Origin of the sequence: Polynucleobacter wuianus, assembly GCF_001659725.1 — a bacterium.
Lineage (GTDB): Bacteria > Pseudomonadota > Gammaproteobacteria > Burkholderiales > Burkholderiaceae > Polynucleobacter > Polynucleobacter wuianus.
In genome coordinates, this window is sequence record NZ_CP015922.1 from 1,425,817 (window position 1) to 1,444,806 (window position 18,990).

Annotated in this window: 16 protein-coding genes, 1 tRNA gene and 1 pseudogene; 13 read left to right on the forward strand and 5 right to left on the reverse strand. The window is 46.7% G+C overall.

Going from position 1 to position 18,990, the window contains the following annotated elements; translation table 11 throughout:
* Positions 1 to 54 precede the first annotated feature (54 nt).
* Positions 55 to 996 carry a CysB family HTH-type transcriptional regulator gene (locus A8O14_RS07340; protein WP_068948905.1) on the forward strand — a complete coding sequence of 314 codons (942 nt, stop codon included), beginning with the start codon at positions 55 to 57 and terminating at the stop codon, positions 994 to 996.
* Positions 997 to 1,040: 44 nt separating this feature from the next.
* Here the strand turns inward: A8O14_RS07340 and A8O14_RS07345 are convergent.
* Positions 1,041 to 1,125 (reverse strand) — tRNA-Leu (locus A8O14_RS07345).
* 152 nt (positions 1,126 to 1,277) lie between these two features.
* Between A8O14_RS07345 and A8O14_RS07350 the strand changes: the two genes are divergently transcribed.
* From A8O14_RS07350 to rng, 8 genes and pseudogenes are all read left to right on the forward strand, one after another.
* Complete coding sequence (locus tag A8O14_RS07350) at positions 1,278 to 1,997, forward strand: YebC/PmpR family DNA-binding transcriptional regulator (protein WP_068948906.1); 720 nt, start codon at positions 1,278 to 1,280, stop codon at positions 1,995 to 1,997.
* A gap of 21 nt (positions 1,998 to 2,018) precedes the next feature.
* Positions 2,019 to 3,293, forward strand: coding sequence for a phosphoribosylamine--glycine ligase (gene purD, locus A8O14_RS07355; protein ID WP_068948907.1), 1,275 nt, complete (start codon positions 2,019 to 2,021; stop codon positions 3,291 to 3,293).
* A gap of 44 nt (positions 3,294 to 3,337) precedes the next feature.
* Positions 3,338 to 4,249: an oxygen-dependent coproporphyrinogen oxidase gene (gene hemF, locus A8O14_RS07360; RefSeq protein WP_068949771.1), complete on the forward strand. Its 912-nt coding sequence runs from the start codon at positions 3,338 to 3,340 to the stop codon at positions 4,247 to 4,249.
* An 11-nt stretch (positions 4,250 to 4,260) separates the two neighbouring features.
* Positions 4,261 to 4,950, forward strand: a complete 690-nt coding sequence (locus A8O14_RS07365; protein WP_228385053.1) for a nicotinate-nucleotide adenylyltransferase — start codon at positions 4,261 to 4,263, stop codon at positions 4,948 to 4,950.
* A gap of 47 nt (positions 4,951 to 4,997) precedes the next feature.
* Positions 4,998 to 5,384: pseudogene (gene rsfS / locus A8O14_RS07370) on the forward strand (ribosome silencing factor); the annotation flags it as partial.
* 18 nt (positions 5,385 to 5,402) lie between these two features.
* Positions 5,403 to 5,846 carry a 23S rRNA (pseudouridine(1915)-N(3))-methyltransferase RlmH gene (rlmH, locus tag A8O14_RS07375; protein ID WP_068948910.1) on the forward strand — a complete coding sequence of 148 codons (444 nt, stop codon included), beginning with the start codon at positions 5,403 to 5,405 and terminating at the stop codon, positions 5,844 to 5,846.
* Complete coding sequence (locus tag A8O14_RS07380; protein WP_068948911.1) at positions 5,839 to 6,474, forward strand: Maf family protein; 636 nt, start codon at positions 5,839 to 5,841, stop codon at positions 6,472 to 6,474. Before rlmH ends, A8O14_RS07380 begins: the two co-directional genes overlap by 8 nt.
* Positions 6,471 to 7,934 carry a ribonuclease G gene (gene rng, locus A8O14_RS07385; RefSeq protein WP_068948912.1) on the forward strand — a complete coding sequence of 488 codons (1,464 nt, stop codon included), beginning with the start codon at positions 6,471 to 6,473 and terminating at the stop codon, positions 7,932 to 7,934. The genes A8O14_RS07380 and rng overlap by 4 nt, the downstream gene beginning before the upstream one ends.
* A gap of 4 nt (positions 7,935 to 7,938) precedes the next feature.
* Here the strand turns inward: rng and msbA are convergent, their stop codons facing one another.
* Positions 7,939 to 9,702, reverse strand: coding sequence for a lipid A export permease/ATP-binding protein MsbA (gene msbA, locus A8O14_RS07390; RefSeq protein WP_068948913.1), 1,764 nt, complete (start codon positions 9,700 to 9,702; stop codon positions 7,939 to 7,941).
* Between the two features lie 10 nt (positions 9,703 to 9,712).
* Here msbA and A8O14_RS07395 point away from each other — a divergent pair, with 10 nt between their 5' ends.
* Genes A8O14_RS07395 through A8O14_RS07405 form a run of 3 tightly spaced genes read left to right on the forward strand, consistent with a single transcriptional unit; the run spans position 9,713 to position 12,404 of the window.
* Positions 9,713 to 10,474: a glycosyltransferase family 2 protein gene (locus A8O14_RS07395; RefSeq protein ID WP_068948914.1), complete on the forward strand. Its 762-nt coding sequence runs from the start codon at positions 9,713 to 9,715 to the stop codon at positions 10,472 to 10,474.
* A complete protein-coding gene (locus A8O14_RS07400) occupies positions 10,471 to 11,250 on the forward strand; it encodes a glycosyltransferase family 2 protein (protein ID WP_068948915.1) in 780 nt (259 codons plus the stop codon). Before A8O14_RS07395 ends, A8O14_RS07400 begins: the two co-directional genes overlap by 4 nt.
* Positions 11,251 to 11,261: 11 nt before the next feature.
* Positions 11,262 to 12,404 carry a glycosyltransferase family 9 protein gene (locus tag A8O14_RS07405; RefSeq protein ID WP_068948916.1) on the forward strand — a complete coding sequence of 381 codons (1,143 nt, stop codon included), beginning with the start codon at positions 11,262 to 11,264 and terminating at the stop codon, positions 12,402 to 12,404.
* Positions 12,405 to 12,407: 3 nt separating this feature from the next.
* Here the strand turns inward: A8O14_RS07405 and dnaE are convergent, their stop codons facing one another.
* Complete coding sequence (gene dnaE / locus A8O14_RS07410) at positions 12,408 to 16,022, reverse strand: DNA polymerase III subunit alpha (RefSeq protein WP_068948917.1); 3,615 nt, start codon at positions 16,020 to 16,022, stop codon at positions 12,408 to 12,410.
* Between the two features lie 15 nt (positions 16,023 to 16,037).
* Here dnaE and gluQRS point away from each other — a divergent pair, with 15 nt between their 5' ends.
* Complete coding sequence (gluQRS, locus tag A8O14_RS07415) at positions 16,038 to 16,973, forward strand: tRNA glutamyl-Q(34) synthetase GluQRS (RefSeq protein WP_228385054.1); 936 nt, start codon at positions 16,038 to 16,040, stop codon at positions 16,971 to 16,973.
* 6 nt (positions 16,974 to 16,979) lie between these two features.
* Here the strand turns inward: gluQRS and A8O14_RS07420 are convergent, their stop codons facing one another.
* Together A8O14_RS07420 and A8O14_RS07425 are read right to left on the reverse strand one after the other, a co-directional pair.
* Positions 16,980 to 18,422, reverse strand: a complete 1,443-nt coding sequence (locus tag A8O14_RS07420) for a DEAD/DEAH box helicase (RefSeq protein WP_068948919.1) — start codon at positions 18,420 to 18,422, stop codon at positions 16,980 to 16,982.
* A 6-nt stretch (positions 18,423 to 18,428) separates the two neighbouring features.
* Complete coding sequence (locus A8O14_RS07425) at positions 18,429 to 18,833, reverse strand: GlcG/HbpS family heme-binding protein (RefSeq protein WP_191904688.1); 405 nt, start codon at positions 18,831 to 18,833, stop codon at positions 18,429 to 18,431.
* Between the last annotated feature and the right edge of the window lie 157 nt (positions 18,834 to 18,990).

Here is an 18,990-nt window from a genome sequence, read left to right on the forward strand (position 1 = left end):
TTCATATAGAATTTGATTCCTATATCTTTGTAGATATATAGATAGGAATCGCATATGAACCTTCATCAATTCCGCTTTGTCCGCGAAGCCGTAAGACAAAACTTCAACCTCACCTCTGCTGCTAAGGCTCTATTCACATCGCAACCCGGCGTATCAAAGGCGATTATCGAATTGGAAGATGAGCTTGGGGTTGAGATTTTTCGTCGTCACGGAAAGCGCATTCGCTCCCTTACCGAACCAGGTAAACGTATTCTGAGCTCCATTGAGCGCATCCTTGATGAGGTTGAGACACTCAAGCGGGTGGGTAAGGATTTTGCAAGTCAAGATCAAGGCAACTTTGTGATTGCTACTACTCATACTCAGGCACGTTATGCACTACCTAAAGTGCTTACTGAATTTACAAAACGTTTTCCTAAAGTGCGCGTCAGCATCCAACAAGGAAGCCCAGGCCAAATTGCCGAGTTACTCAGTCATGACCGCGCAGACATTGCCATTGCTACGGAAGGAATCGCTAATACACCCGGCGTACTAGCACTACCAGGCTATCAATGGCAGCATGTCATCATGGTGCCATTAAGTCACCCATTACTTAATCAAGCCACCGTAACCCTTGAGGAGATAGCAAAGTATCCCATCATCACTTATGACAAAGCCTTTGCAGGTCGAAGCAAAATTGACGCAGCCTTTGCACAACGCAGCATCACCCCTGACATTATTTTGGAAGCCATTGATGCGGATGTAATCAAAACCTATGTTGAAGCAGGAATGGGTATTGGTATTGTTGCTGGCCATGCCTATGACCCTGACCGAGATCGTAATCTTAAAGTGATTCCTGTGGGTCACTTATTTGGAAACAATGTCACGCACATTGGCGTTAAACAAGGCGCCTATTTGAGATCGTTCGTCTACACGTTTATTGAGCTTTTCTCACCAACCCTCACCAAAAAAATTGTTGAGCAAGCAATGAGTGAGAAAGCAGAGACCTACGAAATTTAGAAGCTAAGAAGCTTGGGGAAATTACTGGTTGAATAACCTGTAAATGGTGCCTCGGGGCGGACTCGAACCGCCACGCCTTGCGGCACCGGATTTTGAGTCCGGCACGTCTACCAATTCCATCACCGAGGCAGGTGTTTGCAGTGGAAATTCTGCTTAATTTGCTACTTTGTTACTGCTAAGACATGAGAGTGTAACAAAAATTGCTTGATAGCCACCTCCCTCGGGTCTAGAACCCCTTAAAATAGTGTCTTATAGCCAAATTATTAAAAGGACTTACCCGTATGGCCGGCCACTCGAAATGGGCCAATATTCAGCACCGCAAAGGTCGTCAAGACGAAAAACGCGGCAAGATTTGGACCAAACTCATTAAAGAAATTACCGTCGCCGCCAAACTTGGTGGTGGCGACCTTGCTACTAATCCACGCCTACGCTTAGCCGTTGATAAAGCAAAAGACTCGAATATGCCGAACGATAACGTGCAAAGAGCGATTCAACGCGGCACTGGCACCTTGGAAGGCGTGAGCTACGAAGAGATTCGCTATGAAGGCTATGGCATGAATGGCGCTGCGATCATTGTGGATTGCTTAACAGATAACCGCACTCGCACCGTCGCAGAAGTGCGCCATGCCTTTAATAAAAATGGTGGCAACATGGGAACTGAGGGTTCGGTTGCTTTCTTATTTAAGCATTGCGGTCAAATGTTATTTGCCCCCGGAACAAGCGAAGATCAACTCATGGAAGTCGCTTTAGATGCTGGTGCTGATGATGTCATCACTCATGATGATGGGTCTTTAGAAGTTCTAACTCCCGTGACAGATTTTCCTAAGGTGCAAGATGCGATTACTAAAGCGGGCTTGAAAGCAGAACTTGCTACTGTGGCTATGCGTCCTGAGACGGAGATAGCATTGGAAGGCGATCAAGCAGAGAGCATGCAGAAACTACTCGATGCCCTTGAAAACCTTGATGACGTACAAGAAGTATTTACCAACGCCGCTCTTTAAACCCTTATTACCCTTTTTATTATGAAAATTCTTCTCGTTGGATCTGGTGGACGTGAACATGCATTAGCCTGGAAATTAGCGCAATCCCCTCAAGTACAAACTGTCTATGTAGCTCCAGGCAATGGCGGCACTGCCACCGCCAAACAGGCTACTGCAGGTATTGAAAATTTACCGATCACTGGCTTACAAGAATTAGCAGATTTTGCAAAGCGCGAAAAGATTCACTTAACAGTGGTTGGTCCAGAGGCTCCTTTAGCAGCAGGTATTGTGGATGTGTTCCGCAATAATAGCTTGCGCATTTTTGGGCCCACCCAACTTGCTGCCCAATTGGAGTCCTCAAAAGACTTTTCCAAAGCATTTATGAAACGTCATGGAATTCCAACCGCAGACTACCAAACATTTTCAAACGCATTAGAAGCACATGCTTATATTGATGCTAAAGGTGCACCAATTGTGATTAAGGCAGATGGTTTAGCAGCAGGTAAAGGCGTTGTCGTGGCTATGAGCTTAGAAGAGGCTCACGCTGCCGTAGATATGATGCTGGCCGACAACAAACTCGGCAATGCTGGTGCACGCGTCGTAATTGAAGAATTTCTAACTGGCGAAGAAGCCAGCTTTATTGTGCTCGTTGATGGAAAAAATGTTTTGGCTTTAGCAACCAGTCAAGATCACAAGCGTTTGTTAGATGCAGACCAGGGCCCAAACACTGGTGGCATGGGCGCTTACTCCCCTGCCCCTGTTGTCACACCTGAAATTCATGCGCGTGCATTACGTGAAGTCATCATGCCGACCGTGAAAGGCATGGAGGCTGATGGTTTGCCATATACCGGCTTCCTCTATGCAGGGCTCATGATTGCTCCAGATGGCAAGATCAAAACCCTTGAGTTTAATTGCCGCATGGGTGATCCAGAAACACAACCCATCATGGCGCGCCTTCGTAGCGACCTCGTGAACGCTCTCGACCATGCGGTAGATGGCAAATTAAACGAAGTGGAGCTTGAATGGGATCGCCGTACAGCATTAGGCGTTGTGCTTGCTGCACACAACTATCCAGATACGCCACGCAATGGTGATGTCATTACTGGCATCCCAGCTGATACCGAAGATCAAATTACTTTCCATGCGGGAACTAAATTACAAGACGGGAAATTAGTTACTTCAGGTGGACGGGTCATGTGCGTTGTCGGCTTAGCAGATACCGTTCGTGGCGCCCAACAAAAAGCCTACGATGCTATTAACAAAATCCAGTTTGACGGCATGCAATATCGCAAAGATATTGGCTACCGCGCCATTTAATAAAGTTATAAAGCGCATCTCCCTTGTCAAGCCAATATACCCAAATCGATATTGCAGCGCTTAAAGATTATTTCTTAAGCTTACAAGATCGCATCACCAATGCAATGAGTGCATTAGATGGCAAAGCCTTTGTTGCTGATGAATGGCATAAGCCCGAAGACAGCAAACTAAAGGGTTATGGTCGTACCTGCATTTTGGATGGTGGCAATATTTTAGAAAAAGGCGGGGTAGGTTTCTCCCACGTTCGTGGCGATCAAATGCCTCCCTCAGCATCCCATCATCGCCCTGAAGTAGCTGGACGCAGCTTTGAAGCAATGGGCGTATCACTAGTTTTCCACCCAAATAACCCTAAAGTTCCAACCACCCACATGAATGTGCGCTGCTTTATCGCACAGGCGCCTGACAAAGAACCCGTATGGTGGTTTGGTGGTGGTTTTGACCTCACCCCGTATTACGGCGTGGATGAAGATTGCAAGCACTTTCATCAAACCGCTAAAGATGCTCTTGATCCGTTTGGGTCGGAACTCTACCCTCGATTTAAAAAATGGTGCGACGAATATTTTTACTTAAAGCATCGCGAAGAGCCTCGGGGTATTGGCGGCGTCTTCTTTGATGACTTCAACGAACTTGGTTTCGAAAAAAGCTTTGCCATGACACGCGCAGTGGGTGATGCATTTATTAATGCCTATCTACCAATTGTTGAGCGGCGCTACAAAGACGCCTTTACCGCAGAAGAAAAGTCCTTCCAAGAATATCGTCGTGGACGTTATGTAGAGTACAACCTGATATTTGACCGTGGCACGATCTTTGGCTTGCACTCTGGTGGTCGCACCGAATCGATCTTGATGTCGATGCCTCCGGTAGTTCAGTGGTGGTACAACTGGCAGCCTAAGCTTGGTACACCAGAAGCTAAGCTGTATGACTACTACCTTAAGCCGCGCGACTGGTTAGTTTGAGCGCTTCACCCTTGAATACCCGCAAAAAAATTGGCCTGCTCGGTGGCACTTTTGATCCACCGCATATTGGTCACCTTAAGCTTGCAAGCCATTTTGCAAAAGTCTTGAACTTAGATGCCATACTGTTAATACCCAGTGGCGAGCCATGGCAAAAAGATGCTGCAATTACTCCCGCAGAAATTCGCCTTCAACTAACTGAAGCGGCTGGCATTGATTTAGCAAGAGCACTGTTGTATCTCAAGATCCCAACTCAGGTAGGCATCGATCGTATTGAAGTTGATCGTGCAGGACCAAGTTATGCAATTGATACTGCTGTAGCCTTAAGAGAACGTTTTGGTCCTGATGCTAGCCTCGTTTGGTTAATGGGCGCTGATTCGCTACTGAATCTACCTACTTGGCACGCATGGGAAGATCTCATTCACTATCTAAATTTTGCAGTGGCGAGTAGACCGAACTGTGACCTAGATGCCGAAATAAACCCTGCAACCAAGCAATTGCTCGAAAAGCATCAAACTAAAGAGCCCAATGCTCTTGAAAATTGCGCTTCCGGCCTCATTTATATTGATGACAGTCTTGCAGTAGACCTATCCTCTACTGATCTCAGAAACCGCCTCAAAACCTCTACTCGCAATACCATTGCGTCAGAACAAATTCCTTCTCATACCCTAGAAATCATTACGAATCTGGGCTTGTACCAGTAATCAAGCTAAGATCAACACCAACAACTAAAAGATATTGAATAGACAACATGGACTTACGTAAATTACAACGCGTCATTATTGATGCCCTAGAGGATGTGAAGGCGCAAGATATTCGCGTTTATGACACTACCAAACTCAGCGAGTTATTTGATCGCGTCGTGATTGCTACTGGTTCAAGTAATCGACAAACCCGCTCCTTAGCGATGTCCGTTAAGGAAGAAGTCAACGCCAAAGGTGGTGAGGTGATTGCTATTGAAGGTCTAGAAACCGGTGAATGGGTACTTGTAGATTGTGGCGATATCGTCGTCCATATCTTGCAACCCATGCTTCGCTCTTACTATCAGCTTGAGGGTATGTGGGGCGCCAAACCTGTGCGCGTGAAGCTGGCTGGCACCAAAGGTCTTGCTAAGGCCAGCAAATCAGAAGACGACGAGTAATTCTGTATTTAGCCAATGCGCTTAACCATTGTCTCAGTTGGTCATAAAATGCCAGATTGGGTTGCCACTGCAACCCATGATTACATCAAGCGCATGCCAGCAGATTGCAGTATTGAAATCAAAGAAATTAAGCCCGATCTCACTCCTGCAAAAGAAGCCGTTAAGATCTTGGCCGCCATCCCCAAAGGTTCAAGAATCATCGCGCTCGATGAACGTGGCAAAGATCAAACCACCCAGAACCTAGCTACCCAACTAGCAAGCTGGCGTCAAGAGGGTTTTGATATCACCTTTTTGATTGGCGGAGCCGATGGCTTAGATACCAGCCTAAAATCGAATGCGCAAGCGATGTGGCGACTCTCTAGTCTCACCCTACCTCATGCGATGGCTAGAGTTCTGTTGGTAGAGCAGCTTTATCGTGCCTGGACGATACTGCAAGGCCATCCCTACCACCGTGAGTAAAGTTTTGCATTCATTTATTTACCTTGCCTCTCAAAGTCCTCGCCGTCAAGAGCTCTTAACGCAAATTGGCGTGCGATTTGAATTGCTTCTTGCTCGAGCGGGTGAAGACACCGAAAGTATTGAAATACCTCTGCCCAATGAAAAAGTACGCACCTATGTTGAGCGAGTCACCTTAGTTAAAAGTGCAGTTGCACTGGAGCGCTGGAAAAAAAGTGGTTTAGCTTGGGCCCCCATTCTGTGTGCAGACACCACCGTTAGCCTACCCAATAGTGCTAAAGGGGAAATTCTAGGCAAGCCTGCAGATGTCGTGGATGCAGAGCGCATCTTAAGAATGCTCAGCGGCAAATCCCACGAAGTACTAACTGCTGTTGCACTCACCGTTAAACCGGATGAATCACCTATGCATCTTGTCCAGATATCAGAAGTACAGTTTGCCGAACTCTCTGATGCTCAAATCCAGGCTTACATCGCCACCAAAGAACCTTTTGGCAAGGCTGGGGCCTATGGAATTCAAGGTGGCGCTAGCGCATTCATCCCCTCGATTCAGGGTAGCTATAGCGGTATCATGGGGCTACCCCTCTATGAAACTACTCAATTACTGAAACGCGCTCAAGTCAATTGCATATGAATGAAGAAATCCTGATCAACATCACTCCGCAAGAAACGCGGGTTGCCTTAATTCAGCAAGGCGCCGTCCAAGAGCTTCAAATTGAGAGAACTCGTCAACGCGGTATCGTTGGTAATATTTATCTAGCAAAAGTAGTGCGTGTATTGCCTGGCATGCAGTCTGCCTTTATTGAGATTGGTTTAGATCGCACTGCTTTTATGCACGTTGCCGATATCACTCAAAGTAATCCTCAGCCTCAAATTGAAAAACTGTTGTTTGAAGGTCAAACCATATTAGTGCAGGCTTTAAAAGATCCGCTAGGCACCAAAGGTGCAAGACTCACCACACAATTAAGTATTGCCGGCCGTAATTTGGTTTATTTACCTCCCGCTGGTACTGATATAGCTACTGAGAAATATATTGGCGTGTCTCAACGCATTGATCAACCAGAAGAACGTGAGGCGATCAAAGCGCGTTTAGCAGGCCTTATGGCCGAAGATGAAAAGGGCGGCATTATTGTACGCACCAGCGCCCAAGATGCCTCAGATACTGAACTACAGAATGACATGCGTTATCTCAGAACCACTTGGGAAAATATCCGCGAGGCCATGAAACATAAAGCGGCACCTAGCTTGTTATACCAAGACCTCAGTCTAGCTGAACGGGTATTGCGTGACGTTGCGGGCGAGGAAACAACCCAAATTCGAGTGGACTCTGCAGAGAATTTTGAGAAGCTCAAAGGCTTTGCCAATCTGTACATGCCTAATCTCTTGGGTAAACTGACCTTGCACCGTGGTGAGCGCGCCCTCTTTGATTTATTTGACGTTGATGCTGAAATCAACAAAGCCCTAGGTCGACGTGTTGATCTCAAATCCGGTGGCTATTTAATGATCGATCAAACAGAGTCGATGACCACGATTGACGTGAATACCGGAAGTTATGTGGGTGCACGCAATCTAGACGACACTGTTTTCAAAACTAACTTAGAAGCTGCTCAGGCAATTGCCCGTCAGCTGAGACTGCGCAATCTGGGCGGCATCATCATTATTGATTTCATTGACATGATTGGCAAAGATCATCAAGAATCTGTCTTACATGAACTGAAACGCAATCTAGAGCGTGATCATGCACGCACCTCTGTGAGTGAATTCTCGGCATTAGGACTAGTAGAAATGACTCGCAAGCGCACCCGTGAGTCGCTTGCCCATATCACCTGCGAGCCCTGCGCTACTTGTATGGGCAAAGGTGAAATTAAAACTGCTCAAACGATCTGCTATGAAATCTTGCGTGAAATTGTGCGTGAGCATCGCCAATTTAACCCACGAGAATTTCGGATCGTGGCTGCACCAGATGTCATTGACCTCTTTCTTGAAGAAGAAAATCAATTCTTGGCACAGTTAGGCGACTTTATTGGCAAACCTATTACCCTTCAAGCAGAGGGTAGCTTTCGCCAAGAACAATACGATATTGTTCTTAGCTAAAAATCTAGGCGTTTGAAAATTGAATGCGGTGTAAGTTGGCATATAAGCCATCTTTCTGAATTAACTCTTCGTGAGAGCCGTTTTCCACAATCTTTCCATGCTCAAGAACCACAATACGATCCGCATGCTCAATCGTTGAAAGTCGATGAGCAATAACCAAAGTGGTTCTACCAGCCATCAATCGCTCTAAGGCATCCTGTACTTGGCGCTCTGATTCTGAATCCAAAGCAGAAGTCGCCTCATCCAAAATTAGGATTGGTGCATTCTTGTAAATCGCCCGAGCAATGGCTAAGCGCTGACGTTGACCACCAGATAAACGATTGCCGTTATCACCCACCATAGAATCAATACCCTCAGGAAGCTCTCGAATCAAGCTGCTGAGATTTGCAGCTTCCAAGGCCTCTATCACACGGCCGCGATCAATACCCTCTTCATTCACTGCGCCATAAGCCACGTTTGCTGCAATCGTATCGTTAAACAAAATGACATCTTGGCTGACAAAAGCCAATTGCTTACGAACATCAGCAAGAACGATATCTTCTAGCGGAAGATCATCTAAATAAATATGCCCGCTTGTAGGTTTAAAAAATCGCGGCAGTAAATTCACCAAGGTTGATTTACCTCCACCCGAAGGCCCCACAAATGCAACTATTTCCCCAGGCTTAATGGTGAGATTAATGTCCACCAAAGCATCTTTTCGCCCCACCTCTTGCTGGTACGAGAATCCAACCTTTTCAAAACGAATCGCGCCTTTCGCTTTCTCCAAAGACTTCATGTTCTGCTTGCGATCCTCATCCTCTTCAAAAGGCTGATCCATTAAACCGAAAATCATCTCTGCCGCAGTAAGTCCGCGCTGCAATGGCTGATTGATATCAGCAAGGTGTTTTAATGGAGAGATCACCAACATCATTGCGGTAATAAATGCCGCAAAACCTCCAACCGTAGTACCCTCTGTAGCAGACTGCATCAGGGCAATCACTAGCACGATGGATAGCGCCATAGAAGCTATCAGCTGAGTAATAGGCTGATTTAAACCGCCCGCTACTGCTGACTTCAATGCAAACTGACGCAGACGTTCTGCCTTTTGCATAAAGCGATTCATTTCATATTCTTGTGCGCCATGCACTTTGACAATTTTGTAACCTGCAGAAGACTCTTCAACAATATAGGCTAATTCGCTGGTCAGATTTTGCTGTTCGCGATTCAGTGATCTTAGGCGTCGATTAATCTTGCTCATAATCAAAGCGATAACTGGAAAAATAAATAAAACAACTAAAGTTAATTTCCAGTTGAGGTAAATCAAGTAACCCATCAATCCCACTACAGTGAGAGAGTCACGCACTAAACTAATGAGCATTCCACCCATAATTGATAAAACATTGTTCACTTCAAATACGACAGCATTAATTAAGTTGGATGCGGAGTTCTTCTGAAAAAAAGTAGTGCTGGCATGCAACAAGGTTTGGAACATTTGCTCGCGCAATTTGAGAAGCACCGCATTGATAACTCGAGTGAGTAAATAATTTGATAAAAACTGGGCCAAACTTCTGACCAGGGCTAGACCAACCAAAAAGACTGGTACCTGCCACAGCTTGCTATTAAGCTGGCCCGTAAACCCTCGGTCCAATAATGGCTTCATCAAGGCAGGGATCGAAGTCTCAGCCCCAGCGACAAAAGCCATGGCTACCAGAGAGCCAATAATCAAGCCCATATGGGGCTTGAGATAGGTAATTAAGCGATTTAGAGCGGTCCGGTCTTGAGCATTCATATAATGAATTATGCCCACCTTATCAGTCATACTCATCACCCGCAATGAAGAGGCCAATTTAGACGACTGTCTAGCCTCACTGGAAGGCATTGCCCAGCAGGTAGTCGTAGTCGACACCAATAGCTCAGACCGCACCATAGAAATTGCCCAAAACTATGGGGCAACCATTGCACAACCCTCTGATTGGCCCGGTTTTGGCCCCCAAAAGAACCGTGCCTTAGACTTGGCGACTGGTGAGTGGGTTTTATCCCTAGATGCCGACGAGCGGCTCACCTCTGCCCTCAGATCTGAAATCTTGACGGCTATTCACCATAGCGCCCATGTTGATTGTTTTGCGATTCCAAGGTTATCTTGGTACTGTGGCCGCTTTATTCGTCACTCTGGATGGAGTCCGGATTATGTAGATCGCCTTTTTAGGCGAGGCACCGCAAAATTCTCCGATGATTTGGTGCATGAGCGACTCATCCCCAATGGATCTGTCGCCAGACTAGAAAATCCTATGCTCCACTACAGCTTTATGAATTACGCACAAGTATTGCAAAAGCTGGATCGCTACTCAACCGCATCTGCAGAGCAGGCCTTTGCCAAAGGCAAAACGAGCAACCCACTTAAGGCAGTCTTACATGGTGCCTGGGCCTTTTTTAGAACTTACATTATTCGCGCTGGATTTTTAGACGGAGGTCAAGGCTTTACTCTTGCTGTATCAAATGCTCAGGGTACTTACTATCGCTACATTAAACTCTGGCACTTAAACCAGGAAGCAAGCAAATGATTTCGATTTTGCTGGCTACCTACAACTGGCCGCAAGCACTCAAGCTCTGCCTAGAATCATTAGCCACCCAAACAGATTCAGATTTTGAAATCATCATCGCCGATGATGGCTCAACCGAAAGCACCAAGCAAATCATTGATACATTTAAAGCTTCGCACGCCATGTCAATTACCCATCTCTGGCAGGAAGACCAAGGCTTTCGTAAAACCAAAATTCTGAATCAGGCAATAGCCGCTTCTCAAGGCGACTACTTAGTTTTCTTAGATGGTGATTGTATTGTTCAGCCCGATTTTGTAGAGCGTCATCGTGAGCTCGCCCAAAAAGGATATCTCGTTACCGGTAGCCGAGTTTTGCTGAATGAAAAACTTACTCAAGACTTGCTTACCTGGCCTACCTGGGACTTTAAACGCTTTAACTCCAAACTCTTAGGTGAGCGTTTGAGTGGTGGCATCAATAAATACCTGCCCCTCGTAATTAAATTTGGTAATGGTGGTTGGCGCGACTATAAGAAATTTGTTTGGCGGCGCATCAAGGGCTGTAATATGGCCTGCTGGAAAGCGGATGCACAAGCGATTGATGGCTTTGATGAAACCATGACTGGCTGGGGTCATGAGGATGCTGACTTTATATTACGCTTACAGCGTCATCACATCAAACGCAAGTCTGGATCATGGGCCACTGAGGTGCTCCATCTCTTTCACAAAATTCATGATCAAAGCAATGCTGCTGAGAATGCTCGACGTGTGCGTGAGAAGATTTTGGCAAAGGCGATGTAAGCACTCTGTATATGAGCAACTTCTCTACTCTCAAACCTAAAAAAGTCTTATTTATTGCCACACGGCAAATCGGTGACGTGCTGGTTACTACCCCCTTAATTAGTAAGGCACGTGAGCTTTGGCCTGATGCTGAGTTTCATTTTCTGGGCTACAAGGGCAAGCTGGACATGCTCAAAGGTAATCCAGAGATCGCTCAAGTGATTGAGACTTCCGATCGCCCTGGCTTTGGTGAATATCTTGCTCTATTCAACAAACTGTTTCAACGCTATGACCTTGCGTTAGTCACTCAGCCGAGTGATCGCGCTTATTTATACGGTTTAGTAGCCGCTTTTCATCGAGTTGGCATCTTGGGTGGGCATCCGCAAGGAATGGCCAATGATAAGTCTAAGCAGCAAAATGCTTGGAAGAAATTCATTTCTATGTATACCGTTGATGTAGATTATTTTTCACAGCACGTGATTACAGAGAAGTTGCGCCTACTCGAAGTCTTCTTCAGAAATCCGAGCGAATTATTCTCAAAACCGATTACCGTCACCCCGCCAATTGGTGAGCCGTTGACGCCAATCATTGCCGGTGAACTCACTCAACCTTATGTAGTGATTCATCCTGGGCCGCTGACTGCATATAAGCGTTGGCCACTTGCTCATTGGCAGCATCTCATCACTTATTTGGCAAAGCGTGGCTATCAAGTAGTGCTGAGTGCATCTCCTGCTAAACAAGATTTACAACTCAATCACGACATTCTGTCTTTGCTAGACGAAGAGGTTCGTAAGCAAGTAATTAATACAGCAGGAAAACTGTCGATTCCTCAAGCGGGATCTTTACTGCGCGGTGCAGTACTTTATATTGGCGTCGATACCTCCATTACCCATTTAGCTGCGGCTTGTAATACTCCAACCATTACTTTATTTGGCGCGACACCACCAAGCAATTTTGGACCATGGCCCAATGGCTTTATTGGTAAACAGCCTTACCAATTGCGCGCTCGCTCGCAAACTGTTGGCAACATCACCATCTTGCAAGGTCCCGGTGAATGTGTGCCCTGTCGCAAAGCGGGGTGCCTAGATCGTGCTGACAGCAATAGTGAGTGTTTAGATTTATTAGAACCTGCTCAAGTAATTGAAGCAATAGAGACAGTCTTAGTTAACAACTAAGACTTAGTGGTATTGAACCTGAACAGGGTCTTTTTGTTTTGATGCAAGCAATTGATTGAGGCTATGCAAACAAGCGTCATCTGGATAAATGCGCATCTCTTCTGGGAATTGCATTAAGCATGCACCGCCACTAGTAGTCACCGCTGCAGTTAGCATTAAACCCTTCACACCATCATTTGCATTTGGACTTGGCATATGCGCACTGAGTTTGGGATCTCTAGTGCGATTGGTCATAAGATAGGGTCCAATTTGAGTACGCAACATTCTGATATCAACCGCCGCATCAAGACAGACATGCACATTGCGAGCAAAGCGCATTCTGGCACCAGTAATATCCATCACGGCTTCAGACACAATTCGCATACCGCCAGAGAACTTATCGGGCGTGACATTGACCTTAGCAATCAATAATTCATCTTCCTTTAGCCATGAACGGTTTGGCTCATAGACTTCGCTGTACAGGGTTACCTCTAGAGCAGCCGTACCGTCATCAATAGTCGCGATCATCATGCGACCGCGCTGACCAGTCAACATACGTGCCGAGGTCACAATACCAGCAATGAGCTGATCTTTACCTTCAGTCACCTTCGATAAGGGCTGGCGTATGAAGTGCGACGTCTCTTCGCGATAGGCGTCAAACATATGCCCTGTTAAGCACAAGCCAAGAGCAGTCTTTTCTTCTTGAAGGCGTTTTTTCTCAGACCAAACGGGCTCGCGCACTAACTCAGGTTGATGAGCATGATCCTCTCCAGCAACCTCAAACAAACTCACCTGATGAATAGAGGCTTCTGCTTGTTCAGCAGCCTCTATTGCTCTAGCTAAAGAAGCTAATAAGGTTGAACGAATATCATACAAGTTGCTGCCCGCAACCAAGGAGTCTTTATAAAGACTATCAAATGCACCTGCGCGCATCAGCGCTTCAATAGCACGACGATTGACCTGTCTACGATCTACACGGGCACAGAAATCAAACAAATCCTTGAATGGGCCACCTGATTGGCGAGCTTTGACGATCGCTTCAATCGCCGCTTCACCAGTTCCCCTCACTGCACCCAAGCCATAACGAATATGGCTAATTGGTGCATCAGGTGCTGCATCAGGTGCGCGCAATGGTGTGAACTCATAAACACCAGTATTGATATCCGGAGAGAAGACCCGAATCTGATTAGCTAAACAATCGTCATACAAAATTTTCACCTTATCGGTGTCATCCATTGCAAGCGATAAGTTGGCTGCCATAAATTCAGCTGGGTAATAGGCTTTAAGCCAAGCTGTTTGATAGGCTAAGAGCGCATAAGCGGCAGCATGGGATTTATTAAAACCATAGCCTGCAAAACGCTCCATCAAGTCGTAAATCTCGTTCGCTTTTCCTTCGGAGATTCCGCCAGCCTTTGCACCATCACTAAAGATCTTGCGATGCTGCGCCATCTCTTCTGGCTTCTTCTTGCCCATCGCACGGCGGAGCATATCTGCACCACCGAGTGAGTAGCCTCCAATCATCTGTGCCATCTGCATCACCTGCTCTTGATAGACCATGATGCCGTAGGTTTCGCGCAGAACGGGTTCAATACGAGGATCTGGATACTCCACTTTTTGACGACCGTGCTTACGTTCAATAAAGTCTGGAATCAAGTCCATTGGACCAGGTCGATACAAAGCTACGAGGGCAATAATGTCCTCAAAACGGTCGGGCTTGGCCTCACGAAGCATGCCTTGCATGCCGCGACTTTCTAGCTGGAATACCGCGACAGTATTGGCTCTCTTGAGCACATCAAATGCTTTTTCATCATCAAGCGAGATATCACTGATACTCCAATCCTTACGATCGGCATGCAGTGCTTTAATCCAGCGCTCAGCCGCAGCCAAAATAGTGAGCGTTGTTAATCCTAGAAAGTCGAACTTCACCAAGCCAATCGCCTCAACATCGTCCTTATCAAACTGACTAATCACAGAACTGCTATCTTGATCCTTACTCTCTTGGGTGTAGAGTGGACAGAAGTCGGTCAAACGACCTGGGGCAATCAAAACACCGCCAGCATGCATACCGACGTTACGGGTCATGCCCTCGAGCTGCTGTGCCAATGAAAGCAGTTGACGAACCTCATCTTCATTCTTTTCGCGCTCGGCTAATTGCTTCTCTTCCTTCTTTGCCATCTCGATGGTCATGTACTGGCCTGGCTTATTTGGCACGAGCTTAGCAATGCCATCAACAAAGTTATAGCCCTGCTCTAAAACACGACCCACGTCACGAATCGCCGCTCTCGCAGCCATCGTGCCAAAGGTGGCAATTTGGCTTACTGCATCTTTGCCGTACTTATCTTTGACGTACTGAATCACACGGTCTCGACCGTGCTGACAGAAGTCGATATCGAAGTCGGGCATCGATACCCGCTCAGGATTTAAAAAGCGCTCAAACAGTAAGTTATAACGAAGTGGATCAAGATCGGTAATGCCGAGTGAATAGGCTACTAACGAGCCTGCACCTGATCCGCGACCAGGGCCTACTGGCACGCCATTATTTTTTGCCCAGTTAATGAAATCTGCAACGATCAGAAAGTAACCAGGAAAACCCATTTGAGAGATCGTCTTTACTTCAAATACCAAACGCTCGTGGTAGCGCGGCATTTCTTTTGCGCGCTCTTCTGGGTCAGGGAAATTACGTTCCATGTGACGCTCAAGCCCAACCTCAGATTGAGCAAGCAAATACTCGTCTAGAGTAATGCCCGGTGGCGTCGGGAAATCTGGCAAGCGTGGCTGACCAAGAATGAGCGATAAGTTACAGCGCTTAGCAATCTCAACGGAGTTCGCTAATGCAGCAGGCAAATCTGCAAAACGCTTTTCCATTTCTGCTTGCGTTAAGAAATACTGTTCATCATTAAATTTCTTAGCGCGACGTGGATTGCCTAACAACTCACCTTCAGCAATACAGACACGTGCCTCATGCGCAGTGAAATCGCTCTTTTGCATAAACTGCACTGGGTGCGTTGCCACAACCGGAAGATCTAGCTCGCTAGCCAAATGGCAAGCCAGTTGAAGTTGCTTCTCATCTTGAGGATTGCCACCACGCTGAACTTCTATATAAAACGATTTGGGGAAGAGCTTTTCATAACGTCTTGCAGCTATCTTGGCTTGGTCCTCTTGGCCAGCTAATAATGCAGCCCCAATTTCGCCCATACGCGCACCCGAAAGTGCAATCAACCCATGGGCAAGTGTTCGCTTCGCTTTTTTATCTTCGGCTTTTGCAGCAGGCTCACTAAACCAGGCCGAATCGACTTCAGCACGACCGCGAGATTGATTCTCTAAAGAGGCTCTACTGAGTAACTCACAAAGATTGAGATAACCAGAATGGTTCTGAACTAACAATAACAGTCGATGGGGCTGATCAGGATCTTGGGGGTTGCTGACCCAAACATCAGCGCCAGCAATCGGTTTAATACCACTAGAGCGGGCGGCCGTATAAAAACGCACTAGGCCAAATAAATTACTTAAATCCGTAATAGCCAAAGCACCCATCTCATCTTTGACCGCTGCAGCAACTGCATCGTCTATGCGCACGACTCCATCCGTAATTGAAAACTCGGAATGAATGCGAAGATGAACAAAACGGGGTAAAGCCATGAGATGATTTTAGCTGTGTCTAAGCTCAAAAACCCTTCATCCCCAGCCGACGGCTATCGTGGGCGATTTGCCCCCTCGCCTACTGGCCCGCTCCACGCAGGATCGCTGGTTGCCGCCCTAGGAAGCTGGCTGGATGCCCGTAAAAATAAGGGTAAATGGCTCCTCCGAATTGAGGATTTAGATACCCCCAGATGCATCCTAGGGGCAGACCAGCAAATACAGGCCCAATTGCTCGCCTGTGGCCTTTTTTGGGACGAAGAACCTTGCTATCAGTCAGCACGCCAGGATATTTATCAAGTAGCCATAGATCGCTTAAATGGACTCCAAAAACTCTACTCCTGCAACTGCTCCAGGCAAACCATTGCCAATGCTCTGACAAAGCTAGGCATTGACACTCCACGCAATCAGGAGATGGTTTATCCCGGCACCTGCCGACCTGATGCTATGAAAGACAATTCGAATGCTGAAATATCTGGTCTCAAGGCAGCGTGGCGAGTAGCGTTGCCTAATTCTTGTCAAATTGAGTTTGAGGATTTGGCTCTTGGAACCCAAAGCCAAAATCTCAATCAAGATGTGGGTGACTTTGTTTTAAAAAGAAGTGATGGTTTTTTTACCTATCAACTTGCTGTCGTCGTAGATGATGCAGACCAAGGTATTACTCATGTCGTGCGTGGCGCAGACTTATTGAGTAACACCGCTAGACAAATTCATTTGCAAAATATTTTAGGCTATACGACGCCACACTACAAACATCTGCCACTCGTATTGGATGGGCATGGAGAAAAATTGAGCAAGCAAACTTTAGCCAATCGAATCAATACGCAAGATCGGCAACATACTCTTCTCGAATTGCGCAAAGCTGCAACACATTTGGGATTGAGTGATCTGCCTGATGGTGAGAGCATCACCATTGCAGAGTGGCTCTTAGCAGCCACTCATGCTTGGAATTGAACTTCTTTACTTCTTTTTGAATCCACCCAACAGGGCGCCAACTGCAGGCTTGGCAGCCACAATGCCAACTTTTTTTACTTCTGGTTTTGCAGTATCGTCAGATGACTGTGGCGCAGAAGTGGGCTCATAAGGTTTATAGAAGAAAGGATCTGCCCCTTTGGTCGACGCAGCACTCCCTGATGGCGGCTTTGCATATGCAGGTGTACCCTCAGGCAATGGCTTGATGTCTAGCTTGCACTTCATCAATTTTTCAATATCGTCTAGTAAGCGCTTTTCGCTAGCATCAACCAAAGCAATCGCATCACCCGTACTACCAGCGCGACCAGTACGACCAATGCGGTGAATAAAGTCTTCAGCGTTATAAGGCAACTCATGGTTGATCACGCAGGGCATGTCTGGGATATCTAAACCACGCGCCGCTACATCCGTTGCAACTAGGGCTTCAATAGCGCCAGACTTAAATGCGTCCAAAGTTAAGGTGCGCTCACCCTGACTCTTATCCCCATGAATTGCGCCCGCCTTGATACCATCACGCTCCAGGGCACGCGCCAACTTAGCGCAACCCAATCGGCTATTGGTAAAGATGATGCACTGACGCGATAAACCCTGACGTGTACGGTTTTCTAAAACCTTCACAATCGCACGTTGTTTATCGCCTGATGACACCATATGAATGACTTGCTTGACGGTATCTGCAGCCGCATTTTGGCGCGCTACTTCAACAGTCACTGGCGTACGCAAATAGCTCTGCGCCAATTTCTTAATCTCTGGCGAAAAAGTCGCTGAAAACAGCAAAGTTTGTCTTTGAGCAGGAATCAAGTTAATGATGCGCTGCAAATCTGGCAAGAAACCCATATCAAGCATGCGGTCGGCTTCGTCCAAAACCAGAATTTCTACCTGAGATAAGTTGGCAACTTTAGATCCAATGTGATCAAGCAAGCGCCCAGGTGTCGCAATCAATATTTCAACACCATTGCGCAAAATTCCTACTTGCTCTTTCATATCAACGCCGCCATAAACAACGGCCGCACGCAGATCGGTATGCTTGGAATAGCTAGCGGCATTCTCAGCGACTTGCACTGCCAACTCTCTAGTCGGCGTTAAGACTAACGCGCGAATTGGATGACGTGCTGGTGAAGCGCTATTACTAGCATGACGCAAAATCTTTTGAATAATCGGCAATACAAAGGCTGCCGTTTTACCAGTACCCGTTTGGGCGGCGCCCATCAAGTCACTTCCCGCCAATACATGTGGAATCGATTGCGCTTGGATTGGTGTAGGGATGGTATAGCCCTGCTCTAGCACCGCCTTTTGAATCTTTGGATCTAAGCCAAAATCAGCAAAAGTAATTGTTGCCGGAGGAGTAGCGCTAGTAACGCTAGAGTCACTAGGGGCGACTATGTTGTCAGCCCCTGCAGATGAAGTTATTTCAGTTTCGGTATTTGTCAAGGGAGCTTACAAGATGGCGGCAATGCCGGCCTTAGCGGTCTCTGCATCTTCCGCAGATTTAACGCCGGAAACGCCGACTGCGCCGATGGTAAACCCATTTACCTCGATATTGACGCCGCCTTCTAACATGCCCGAAATATGCGGAGCAGATAAGAAAGAAGTGCGGCCATTATTAATAATTTCTTCGTAAACACGTGTCTCGCGTTTACCCATTGCTGCTGTACGCGCTTTTTCTTGTGCAATGTAAGAGGACAAAGGAGCGCAACCGTCGCGACGAATTAAACCCAACATATGACCACCATCATCACAAACAGCAATCGTTACCGCGAAATTGTTTTTAGCAGCGTGTTTATCGGCTGCATCCAAAATCTTTTGAACATCAGCTTGAGTTAAATACGGTTTAGTTGCCAACATGTTGAATCCTTTTTAAATGCTATTGTCTCGAATATGTTTTAAGTGATGAAACTGCCACCAATACAAGTGCATGAATTATAAAGGCTGTAGCCTGACTCAGGCCTTCGAGCCCGGCTCCAGCCTAGCTGCAGGCGATATGCACCCTAAAGCGTCC

What these genes read in the sequence shown, in the direction of transcription:
- A8O14_RS07340 (WP_068948905.1), top strand. Translation starts at nt 55, where the DNA reads ATGAACCTTCATCAATTCCGCTTTGTCCGCGAAGCCGTAAGACAAAAC.
- A8O14_RS07350 (WP_068948906.1), top strand. Translation starts at nt 1,278, where the DNA reads ATGGCCGGCCACTCGAAATGGGCCAATATTCAGCACCGCAAAGGTCGT.
- purD (WP_068948907.1), top strand. Translation starts at nt 2,019, where the DNA reads ATGAAAATTCTTCTCGTTGGATCTGGTGGACGTGAACATGCATTAGCC.
- rlmH (WP_068948910.1), top strand. Translation starts at nt 5,403, where the DNA reads ATGCGCTTAACCATTGTCTCAGTTGGTCATAAAATGCCAGATTGGGTT.
- rng (WP_068948912.1), top strand. Translation starts at nt 6,471, where the DNA reads ATGAATGAAGAAATCCTGATCAACATCACTCCGCAAGAAACGCGGGTT.
- msbA (WP_068948913.1), bottom strand. Translation starts at nt 9,702, where the DNA reads ATGAATGCTCAAGACCGGACCGCTCTAAATCGCTTAATTACCTATCTC.
- A8O14_RS07395 (WP_068948914.1), top strand. Translation starts at nt 9,713, where the DNA reads ATGCCCACCTTATCAGTCATACTCATCACCCGCAATGAAGAGGCCAAT.
- A8O14_RS07400 (WP_068948915.1), top strand. Translation starts at nt 10,471, where the DNA reads ATGATTTCGATTTTGCTGGCTACCTACAACTGGCCGCAAGCACTCAAG.
- A8O14_RS07405 (WP_068948916.1), top strand. Translation starts at nt 11,262, where the DNA reads ATGAGCAACTTCTCTACTCTCAAACCTAAAAAAGTCTTATTTATTGCC.
- dnaE (WP_068948917.1), bottom strand. Translation starts at nt 16,022, where the DNA reads ATGGCTTTACCCCGTTTTGTTCATCTTCGCATTCATTCCGAGTTTTCA.